The sequence below is a fragment of the Lyngbya aestuarii BL J genome, from assembly GCF_000478195.2.
GTDB lineage: Bacteria > Cyanobacteriota > Cyanobacteriia > Cyanobacteriales > Microcoleaceae > Capilliphycus > Capilliphycus aestuarii.
On the sequence record NZ_AUZM01000043.1, the window covers coordinates 42,624 to 52,913 of the forward strand.

Annotated in this window: 11 protein-coding genes and 2 pseudogenes; 2 read left to right on the forward strand and 11 right to left on the reverse strand. The window is 41.6% G+C overall.

Annotated features, from left to right (window positions below):
• Window positions 1-35: 35 nt before the first annotated feature.
• From M595_RS17590 to M595_RS17610, 5 genes are all read right to left on the reverse strand, one after another.
• Window positions 36-455: a DUF3122 domain-containing protein gene (locus tag M595_RS17590; RefSeq protein WP_238987092.1), complete on the reverse strand. Its 420-nt coding sequence runs from the start codon at window positions 453-455 to the stop codon at window positions 36-38.
• Between the two features lie 217 nt (window positions 456-672).
• Entirely contained in the window at window positions 673-1,020 is a 348-nt protein-coding gene (locus tag M595_RS17595; RefSeq protein ID WP_040484282.1) for an ArsR/SmtB family transcription factor, read from the reverse strand.
• A 163-nt stretch (window positions 1,021-1,183) separates the two neighbouring features.
• Window positions 1,184-1,387 (reverse strand): hypothetical protein, encoded by a 204-nt coding sequence (locus M595_RS17600; protein ID WP_023067685.1) that lies wholly within the window; start codon window positions 1,385-1,387, stop codon window positions 1,184-1,186.
• Window positions 1,388-1,672: 285 nt separating this feature from the next.
• Window positions 1,673-2,092, reverse strand: coding sequence for a tetratricopeptide repeat protein (locus M595_RS17605; protein ID WP_023067679.1), 420 nt, complete (start codon window positions 2,090-2,092; stop codon window positions 1,673-1,675).
• A 194-nt stretch (window positions 2,093-2,286) separates the two neighbouring features.
• Window positions 2,287-2,643 (reverse strand): HesB/IscA family protein, encoded by a 357-nt coding sequence (locus M595_RS17610; protein ID WP_023067711.1) that lies wholly within the window; start codon window positions 2,641-2,643, stop codon window positions 2,287-2,289.
• A gap of 637 nt (window positions 2,644-3,280) precedes the next feature.
• On the opposite strand from M595_RS17610, the gene M595_RS17615 reads away from it, so the two are divergent.
• The gene (locus M595_RS17615; protein WP_023067726.1) at window positions 3,281-4,924 is read left to right on the forward strand and encodes a DUF6930 domain-containing protein; all 1,644 of its coding nucleotides are present in this window, start codon (window positions 3,281-3,283) and stop codon (window positions 4,922-4,924) included.
• Window positions 4,925-5,119: 195 nt separating this feature from the next.
• Here the strand turns inward: M595_RS17615 and M595_RS32905 are convergent, their stop codons facing one another.
• Genes M595_RS32905 through ltrA form a run of 4 tightly spaced genes read right to left on the reverse strand, consistent with a single transcriptional unit; the run spans window position 5,120 to window position 8,140 of the window.
• On the reverse strand, window positions 5,120-5,377 hold the full coding sequence (locus M595_RS32905; protein ID WP_338041653.1) for a zinc ribbon domain-containing protein: 258 nt from the start codon (window positions 5,375-5,377) through the stop codon (window positions 5,120-5,122).
• A complete protein-coding gene (locus M595_RS17620) occupies window positions 5,280-6,122 on the reverse strand; it encodes an RNA-guided endonuclease InsQ/TnpB family protein (protein WP_338041655.1) in 843 nt (280 codons plus the stop codon). The genes M595_RS32905 and M595_RS17620 overlap by 98 nt, the downstream gene beginning before the upstream one ends.
• A 1-nt stretch (window position 6,123) precedes the next feature.
• Window positions 6,124-6,381: a helix-turn-helix domain-containing protein gene (locus M595_RS32910; RefSeq protein ID WP_338041654.1), complete on the reverse strand. Its 258-nt coding sequence runs from the start codon at window positions 6,379-6,381 to the stop codon at window positions 6,124-6,126.
• A 1-nt stretch (window position 6,382) separates the two neighbouring features.
• Entirely contained in the window at window positions 6,383-8,140 is a 1,758-nt protein-coding gene (gene ltrA / locus M595_RS17625) for a group II intron reverse transcriptase/maturase (RefSeq protein WP_040484283.1), read from the reverse strand.
• 636 nt (window positions 8,141-8,776) lie between these two features.
• Here ltrA and tnpA point away from each other — a divergent pair.
• Window positions 8,777-9,174, forward strand: a pseudogene (tnpA, locus tag M595_RS17630) (IS200/IS605 family transposase).
• Between the two features lie 27 nt (window positions 9,175-9,201).
• On the opposite strand, the gene M595_RS17635 reads toward tnpA, so the two are convergent.
• Both M595_RS17635 and M595_RS31220 read right to left on the reverse strand, forming a co-directional pair.
• On the reverse strand, window positions 9,202-9,519 hold the full coding sequence (locus M595_RS17635; protein WP_023067728.1) for a hypothetical protein: 318 nt from the start codon (window positions 9,517-9,519) through the stop codon (window positions 9,202-9,204).
• 61 nt (window positions 9,520-9,580) lie between these two features.
• Window positions 9,581-10,290, reverse strand: a pseudogene (locus M595_RS31220) (hypothetical protein); the annotation flags it as partial.

A 10,290-nucleotide genomic window follows, 5' to 3' on the forward strand; every position in this document is an offset into this window, starting at 1 on the left:
TGCGTCACCCATCTTTTACCGTTTACAGTTTACAGTTAAATGCTTTGCCATTCTAAAATAACAGCAGGAGGAACTTTAACTATTCGCTCTTTTTCTAACGGTAATTCCAATTCAATTAAATGATTGCTTGACAGTTGAGATAAAATTGGTTTCAAATTATATTGACCCACATTTGGAGCCGGAGATTTTTCGGTAAATACATCATCCGCCTGTAAAATCTTGTCAGCATCCTTAATTTTCAAAGGTTTGACATGAGCAAATTTGACCTCACCTGGAAACCCAACTAAACGCAAATTAATCTCACGCAATTCCCCAGATTTTACTCGTTTAAACAGGATAACTTGCCAGGAGTTTCCCGTATTATCCCGTAAAGTATGGCGAGATTGATAAAGAACTTGTTCCGGGGTTTCTTGTTGTTGTCTGATTACAGCTTCAGCAGATTGAGAGTAACTCAAGTTAAGCGTTAATAACAAGATCAAGATTAAAAAGCCTGAGAAAATTAGCTGTTGTTTTCTTCCCATAGGAACTGACCTGCAAAATATATCATTATCTTACTATATGGTAATATAAAAACATAAAGATTGTGGTTTTGTGGGTGCGGGGTTAATGTTTGCGGGAATTACAACCAACAGATACAATCGTCATTTCATCAACTCGGATGATGGCGCACGGCTAGCTAGAATGTAGGATTTTGAGTTGTTGAATTTCTTCAGCTTGCTGTTGAATACGATCACTTAAGCGATCGCAAACCAGTTCGCACAGTTCAAAAATGAGGGGATCATTAATTTCATAGTAAACGCTAACCCCAACGGGTTGACGCGACAAAATCCCCGCTTGAGTCAGAATTTTCAGATGTTTTGAAAGGTTAGCTTGTCCTAAACCCGTGGCTTCGGAAATCTCGGTAACATTCATCGCTCTGGATCTCAAACAGTTTAAGATTTGCAGGCGACTCACTTCAGAAAGCAGTTTAAAATATTCAGCGACGGGTATCAGAGCGGAGGAAGAAGCAGTATTCTGCACTGGGGAAAACTGTATTTTGAAATTTGACTATCTTCATACTATGTTACACCTTTTCGGTTTCACAAAAAAATAGCTGTTCCTTTTTTTCAGTACAGCTATCCCAACCCAGTCTATATGTCAAAAGTAAATCTCTTTTAATGAGTATTTATCAGTGAAATGTTATTTAACTCTCAGATTCTTCTGAATCATCGTCTTCGTCTGCTTCTAAGTTATCGGGATCAACATAGTAGCAAACCGCATCATCTAAACAAATCAGCGCCCAGCCTGAATCATCAATACTCTTGAGCTGGTAAGCGGCTTGCTGTACAAAAAAACCTTTATGGTTACGGGTTTCTGCTTTAACGTGGACTTGATTATCGATAGTCATAGCTTTCACAACTCCTTGCTTTATCAAAAATTACTGTCAACCGTGAATCAAGATTGTTAATGTCTGAAGTTCCCAAATCTTATCATTGGTGGGCTGATTTTTGGATAAATTTATGTTATTAATTGTTACAAAACCTAAACAACTCGACATTATCCTTAAACTCTCAATCATCTTTCAACCCTAGTCCAGTCAAGCTTAGAACCCCGATCTATTGACATCAATCTCATCCTAAAATTCAGGGTCCTCCTTAACTCCACCAAAGGTAAATATACTTACTTGAAAAGTTTAAACTTCTAGTAACCATTTTTGAACACGAACCAGGCTTTTCCACTCGGGTTTTCGAGTCAAACCGTCATCAAAATTTTTCTTGACTTCATCGAGCCATTCTGAGTCCGCCATAATCATTTGTTGGGCGACTTCAATATGAGGACGAACCCCTTTTTTCTCGAGATCAAGCATCGCCACCGCTAAGTTAATCCGAGCTTGAGGATCATGGGAGTTGAGTTTAACGGCTGATTTTGCCGCTTTATAGGCCGATGAGGGTTTATTAGTGAGTAAATATAACCAAGCCAGACTGGTCAAAGCATTACTATTTTTGGGAGCGCGATCACAAACTTCCTGAAAGATCGGAATAATAGTTTGAGGATCTTCTCCAGCTTGATAACGGTCAAAACCTTCTTGAAAGAGTTCTTCAGGAGTTTTCATAAGATCAAACGGACAACAATCTTGCACACAATAATCATTAATCAGTTCAGCCAAGTTAGAGAACGATAGGCAAAAGGCAAGCATCAGGCTGATGTGATCTTGCCAACTCCCTATCGTCACTCAAACTGTGCAGTTCTTAGAAGTTGCAAACAAAAGTTTACAATTGGGCAGGTTTGGGGAATTTTCCAACGGTTCTAAGTTGCAAAGGATTTTCCACAGCCACAAGTTTGAGCAGCATTAGGATTAGTAAATTGGAATCCTCCACCAATTAAAGCCTCGCTATAGTCAAGCACTAAACCATAGATGTAGAGAATGCTCTTGCGATCGCAAACGACTTTGAACCCTTCATAATCAAAGATATCATCATCATCTCGAATAGTGCTAACATCACAGAAGTCCATCACATAAGACATTCCAGAACATCCTCCTTGACGGACACCGACGCGCAAGCAAAGATCTTTATCTTGCTTTTCTCGGAGCATGAGAACTTGCTTGACCGCAGTATCGGTCATCTGAATTCCTTGAGTTTGAGACTGAGTGGCTTGTGTCATCGATTGTCCCGACTCCTTAATTTACAGTGGTCATTCTTCTCTATATGCTTGTATTTTACCAATTCTTTAAGAAGCCGAGCATAATGAAGTCAAAAGTCGTGAGGTCGCTCCTGTTTTTCTCTCTCTCCCTATCTCCCCTCCGCCCCACCTCCTCAACTCCCAAAGAATCCTGATCACACCGGATCACCGAAAAGTGCATCAGATGTTAAACTATTTGAATTGTGCGGGTCAGGCTGACTCGATCTCAATGAAACCAATTGTTGTGTGTTGATCAGTCAAGTAAAAAAACAACAAAGTCACAGATTACTCCGCCCTCCGGGTTCGGGGTCTGTCCGCTGCTGTGACCGTTGGTCAAATCTAGAAATCTTTCTGAGATCTCGATGTCTGTAGAAGTAAAACTCCAACTCAAATCCTTCTTAAATCCGTGTGAACTCAGTCGTAGCGGGAATTAGACTTCTCGCTCATCCGAGTTGAGTCAACCGGGTAAAAATCCAAAATCTCCAGGCCAGCATCAAGCTTGTCAATGAGAGTGTCAGAGCTTAAGCTTACAATAAATGTTAAAAGTGTGACTTGGCGGAACCCTTCCTGATTCGGAAGCCCCCAAATATTAATATTGCCAATGGGAACATTGTATTAGATGGCACGTCTCAATCTCACAACTCTACGTCGGCTACAAAACTTACCTCAAATTCCTAGTGTGTGGGAAGGTGATCGCCGTTCGGTGTCTTCGGAGTCCAGTTCTAAGCTCGAAGGAGATGACTCAGGCAGTAGCGAATGTATTATTTGGGTCGATGGCTCTCAAGGAATGGTACGAGCGATGGATATGGTCGGTTCTAACTTGGGGCCGGAAGTAACCGTGCGAACCTTACTGCGAGCCATGGAACATCCTCAAAGCCCGACTCCTGCGGCTCGTCCTCAAAAAATTGTGGTCAAAGATCGCGAAATTCAGTTTTTCTTGCGGGGGGTTCTCCAAGATCTGGAAATCACGATTGAATATGTCCCGGATTTGCCCCTCATTGATGAAATCTTTCGGGGACTCCAAGAAGTCGCAGAAAATCGTCCGCCTCAATTACCACCTCAACACGCTTCTACTCTGCAAGAAAAAGCCTACACCATTTGGCAGGATGCTCCCTGGGAAAAACTGGGTGAACACCAAATTCTCTCTATCGAACTCAATGAATTTGATGTAACCACCCTATACATTTCCACCTTGGGTAAATTAGGGATGGATTATGGCATATTGATGTATCGTTCTTTAGACTCCTTAAAACAGTTTCGGGAGCGAGTCGTGCAACATCAGCCTCACGATAACCTAGAAGAAGCCTTCCTAACTCAAGACTGTTTATTTGTCACCTATGAATCCCTGTTGGACTTTGAAGACGATGAAGATGAGGATGACGAGAATTTAGCCAATCTGTCCATTTCCGAAATTCAACCCAGCTTTGGTAATTTACACCCGCTAGAAGGGTTACGTTCTATTCTCTACGAAGAAGAAGCCGCAACAGTATTAGTCACCCTAGAAGCTCTACATCGCTTTCTGCGAGACTTTCGGCAAAAATTCAAGTCTCACCAGTTTCCAGCCCTTTCTCGTCGCTATCGTATCCCCTTTCTCAAGTCTGATTCCCAGAAAAAGCAAATCATGGTAACAGTGGCAACTCTGCCCGAAGTCGCAAGCGAACTGTTAGACATAGCCAGCACATCCGACAGTGAGGATGAAGACGAATTAGATTTAGAAATGCCGATTTTGCGCGATGATCTGGTGCCACCAAAGTCTTTTTTGAGTTTGGGTGTCATGCCTTGGGACACCGCAGAATATTTGCGAAATCACATCCAGTTTCATCAAGCCTCAGAAATTGATATTCCCCAAGACGGTGAGGGTTTACCCGTGATTTTAATTCAAACCTCTAAACCGAAAGCCCAAACCTTGATCCAGACTTTAAAAAAAGCCGGAGGACTGACTGGAATTTGTTTTAATCCTGGCGAAGATCCGATGGCAGGTTGTAATTACGATCTAGGAATTTTGAGAACCGAAGATGGAGATCTACACCTCTTGGGTGAATTTATCGAAGATGACCCCACCCATCAACAAGCCCGTCAAAAATGGGAACAACGGTGTCAGAACACTCAAGGCTGGTGTGGTTTAATTATTGCCATGGGATTAACTGGAGCCTCACGGGGTCAGCCTGGGTTTAAAGATATGATGGCACTCTTAGAAGTGCGATCGCTTTCTCCCCAAGAGTTGGGACTCGGACCGTTACAATTGGTATCGAATTCGTTCTAAGCCTGGAGTGATCTCAACAGACGCCCCGTCGCGCCTCTGTGTCTACATCAATTCCTTTAGCGACCTCGACGACCACCCGACCAAGGGGGAGGCCCAGAAGTTGGACGAATATTCATTACGCTTCCGTCTGGGTAAGTAATGGAAAAGGCTTGACATCCTCCTCTCCGTGAACGAAGAGGATTCCTAACAGAAAACCTACTGCAAAATATCAAATATTGATAACTGCACAGGTTTTTCTAGGTGGGTTGACGCTTCAACGGCTGCCGCTTCTTTAACAAAAGTCTGACGCTTGCCTCCACGTCCATTTAGAGTCTCCGAATGTCCCCCGGCGACCAAAATATTAACTGCTGCGTTACTATCTCTGTCGTGAACTGTCCCGCAGCTTAAACAAGTCCATTCCCTGACAGAAAGGTCTAATTTGCCACCAACAAAACCGCAATACGAACAATGCATGAGTTGTTGGTTCCCAACGGCTAATTACTCGAAAATCTCTGCCATACTTTTCAGCCTTACCCTCAATAAAAGTTCTAAACTGTCTCCATCCTAAATCGCTAATAGCCTTAGATAGCTTGCGATTCTTGACCATCCCTGCAACGTTTAAATCCTCCAAAACAATCACTTGGTTTTCGTGAATTATTCGGGTTGACAATTTGTGCAGGAAGTCTTTACGGGTGTCTTTCATCCGAGCGTAGAGCTTGGCTTTCCTTACTCTTGCTCGTTCGTACCGATTGGAACCTTTCTGTTTTCGAGACAGATTGCGGTTAAGTTTTCTAAGTCGTTTAATTTTATGCTTTAAGGGTTTTGGTGCGTCTATTTTTTCTCCGGTGCTTAGTACAGCAAACGTCTTGATTCCTAAATCAATTCCTACGCTGTTAGGTGATTCAGGTAGGAGTTGTTGATTAACCTCAATAACAAAACTCAAGAAATAACGGTTAGCTGCATCTTTAATTACAGTAACCGATGAAGGCGGATTGGGCAAAGGTTTTGACCAGATAATCTTTAGTTTGCCAATTTTGGATAAAGATATCTTGTCTTCCTTCAATTTGAAACCACCAACTCTAAATCTAGCTGATTGTTTAGTGTTTCTTTTTTTAAACTTAGGTGGTCTAACTTTCTTTCCCTTCCGCTTACCTTTGCACGACTTAAAAAAGTTATTATAAGCCTGTTCTAAGTCGTTAAGCGATTGCTGTAAAGGGATATTAGAGACCTATGCGCAACCACTCCCGTTCTACCATTTTCTTGGCTTGGGTAATGAACTTTTTCTGGAGTTGAGAATTGCTCAGTTTCTTCTCTCCTGCCTTATAGAGTTCAATACAATGCGCTAAGGCATCATTCCATACAACCCGACAACAACCAAAAAGTTTGGCTAATTTGGTTTGTTGCGCAGTTGTTGGTTGCCCTAAGCCAGATATGTCACCATTCTGGCTCGGCTTCAGAACCGGACGTGAGACTTTCACCTCATCCGGCTCCTCTCTCCAATGGCTCTTTGTCTTGAGTACCAGTTACATCCTTTGTAGTTTTAAGGTCATGGCAATGTCGATGGAGTAACTGCTTGTTATCTCGGTTGTCTTTACCACCCTTTGATTTAGGGATGATATGGTCGGTTTCTAGTAGATCTCCATCTTGAAAGTGTAATCCACAGTATGTACAGCGTCCTTTTTGTTTCTTCAAGAGAAACGCTTTTTCGGCTGGCATTTCTGGGTGAGAACCCAAACGACTACTCCAATAGATTAAGTCCCCATCGTAAGGACTTCTATTGCCCTTTACCTTGACAAATCTTACGATTTTTGTGTCTTGGTGTCTTGCCATTTTCAAAGGATTTTCTCCTTCTCTTGTGCTGAATACCCAGTTATCATTTTTCTCGGTATGCCAATATTTACGCATTATCCAAGTTCGATTTTTCATGGGATGTCTTCTGTATGCCCATCTTTTGATTTTTTCAAAGAAATAGTAATCACAATCTGAGAATGTTTCTGCACTTACTACTGGTGAGTAATAATTGCTCCATCCTCTTATGATTGGGTTAAGTCGCTTAATCAAGGCAACCTGTGGGGCTGACTTGTGACTGTCTACTATTTCTCCTAATTTTCTTAGGTGAGTTTTGACATTTTCAGCACTTGGCTTAATTAGGGTTTTAAAACCTAGTTGTTTTCCCTGTGTGTTTTTAGCTCCATGATGCTTTCCGACTTTGTATTGTCTTATGTTGAATCCTAAAAATTCAAATCCAACATTGCCATCATGTTGATTTAAGGTGTGGGATATTTTTGTTTTACTAGGTTTAAGTTCTAGTCCCATTTCAGCTAACCATTCATTTATTATTTGCTGGCATTCTTGAACAATTTCTAGATCTTCATGGATAAGAACAAAGTCGTCCGCATATCTTATAAACGATATGCTTTGTCTTTTATCTCTGTTTGACATGGATTTACCGTTTGGGTATTTCCATTTTTGTTTGTCTGCGTATTGCAGGATATGTTCTTCCATACCGTGTAAGGCTATGTTTGCTAATAATGGGCTAATTACACCGCCCTGTGGCGTACCTTCGTTGGTAGGGAACAGTTTTTTTCCATCCATGAACCCAGATTTTAACCAAGCTTTGATTTGTCGTCTCAACTTGGGGTAAGTTTGTAATTTTGCCAACAGTTTTTGATGGTTTATTTTGTCGAAGCATTTGGCTATATCAGCATCTAAGACATATTTAGCCTTTTTATTGATACATGAATATATTGCTCCGATGGCATCATGGGTTGAACGTGCTAGTCTAAATCCATAACTGTTAGGTTCAAACTTAACTTCCCATTCGGGTTCTAACGCTAGTTTTACTAATGCTTGTAAAGCACGTTCATACAGGGTTGGAATTCCTAGAGGTCGTTTTTCGTCCCTGTTGGATTTGGGTATCCATACTCGGCGGGTTGGTTTTGATTTGTTGCCAAGTTTTAGGTTATTGGCAAGTGCCATTCTTTGTTTTGGTATTAAGGATTTAACACCATCGATACCTGCGGTTTTCTTGCCTTTATTATCTTGGCTAACCCGTCGAACGGCTAACAGTTTGGCGTACCAGCTTTTTAGGAGTAGCCTTTGTAATTTGTGGACTAATCTGACATTGCCTTGTTGACTGGCTTTGAATATTCTTTTTTGCAATTTAAAGACACATCTTTCGGTTTTTCGCCAATTGATGTCCTTCCATTCATACATCGATTTTTCAACCGTGTTCATAACTTTTTCGTTGCTACTTAAGACTATTCATTCCATTGAACAGTGTGTACGTCAGCTTATCCTTATCCATTACAGATAGGCTTTTGCTTCTTACACAATCCTTCCCAGACAAATCTTACGCTGGTTACTACTTAGATTTCGACCTCATCTAAGAGATTTGTAGGGGTTAATTCGTTCCCAATAACCGTATTTCTAACCTTAGTGTCTTCCTCTGTACCGAAGCTTTGTAGATGGTTCTGGTTAAACTCTACCTTTTTCCAGTACGTTAGCTTATTAACATTTTGTTGCCAGCCAATAATCTGTGTGGGCTGGATTACCGTGACGATACTTCTAACGGAAGTTCCTGTCTAACACATAGTTAGGTGTTAGACAGGATTTGATGTCAGATTCATCATTACTGCCGTTTAACCCCGCTTTTCCCACTTTGATGACCATTCTCCACAGGAAGGGGTTATGCTGTCACTCCACCATCTGGAGGGATGGGCTTTCACCATCACGGTTATTGAGTTGTCAAGGTTTATCACCTTGCCCTATCCACGTCTGTTGGACTTTTGATAGGAACGAGTCGCACGGTAGATTCGGTACTGGTATCTTGATTTCATACTATCATCATACTATTGGTCTGCAACAACAACAATGAAGTTAAGGAAAGGAAGACACAGCATTACAGACCTGAAAATTCACGCTCGTCTGTGTAGTAAAGTACCGAAAACAGATATTAACAAGTGAAAGCCTAGAAGTTATTCACCAGTCGTTTAAACGTGTTGCTGAACAAATGGATTTCAAGTTGATTGAATTCAATGGGGAAGCAGCAAATCGTTCATATTGTTGTTATTGAGTATCCTCCTAAACTTTCTGTCTCAACTATTGTTAACCATTTAAAAGGGGTTTCAAGCCGAATGTATGGAAAAGCCGGATACAAGAAACTTAATGGGACTGCATTGGGTCGTCCTAGTTATTTTTCCTCATCTGTTGGTGGCGCACCGCTAAATGTTCTCAAAGAATATGTAGCTAATCAACGTACACCTAAATAACTATGAATCAACTAGGTTAACCGTCCTTTAGGACGGGGCTTGTATCCCGCTTTGATTTCGGTCAAAATCATCGTCATCATACTCGCCCACAACGGTTACTCGTTCCCCGACAGAGACATCAATAGAGTGCCACCAACTTGGCCCGGCATCGACTAAGATTTGCCCCGTTCCATCATTAACAACAAAATTATTTCCCCAAACTCCTGTTACTTCTCCTGAAATTGTTAAACCTGGAGTCCGTTGTAAATTTTGAATGGGAACTTGAGCAAGACTCGGTAAATTCAACGAAAATAGAGTCGTACTCAAAATGATTGTAGCCCCAAAAATTTTGTTTTTTAAATTCATTGGTTTCTTCCTCCAAAATTCCAGACACATTAATCTGCTATAACGGTTTTTAGTAATTATCCTAGTCATAATTCCAATCGTCATCCCAATCGTAATTTACACCGGGTCCACCAGCTACTCCAGTCGGAATTACGGGCGAACCATCAACCCGAGTTACTGAAAAGGTATCGAAATCTTCATCATCCAATACACCCGCAACATTGACAACTTCACCGGGAACTAACGGTAAAAATTGTGAATCCGCTAAATTGGCATCAACTAACAGCGGACTGCCGTTAATATCGAGGAGAAATTCATCATTATCGACTAAATTAATTACCGTTCCTGTCACCGTTGTAGCAACCATTGGAGGAACACCTACAGGAGCGGGCGGAGGAGCAACCGCAGTCGGAATTACCGGCGAACCATCAACCCGAGTTACTGAAAAGGTATCGAAATCTTGATCATCCAATACACCCGCAACATTGACAACTTCACCGGGAACTAACGGTAAAAATTGTGAATCGGGTAAATTGGCATCAACTAACAGCGGACTGCCATTAATATCGAGCAGAAATTCATCATTATCGACTAAATTAATTACCGTTCCTGTCACCGTTGTAGCAACCATTGGAGGAACACCTACAGGAGCGGGCGGAGGAGCAACCGCAGTCGGAATTACGGGCGAACCATCAACCCGAGTTACTGAAAAGGTATCGAAATCTTCATCATCCAATACACCCGCAACATTGACAACTTCACCGGGAACTAATTGCAAAAATTGTGAATCGG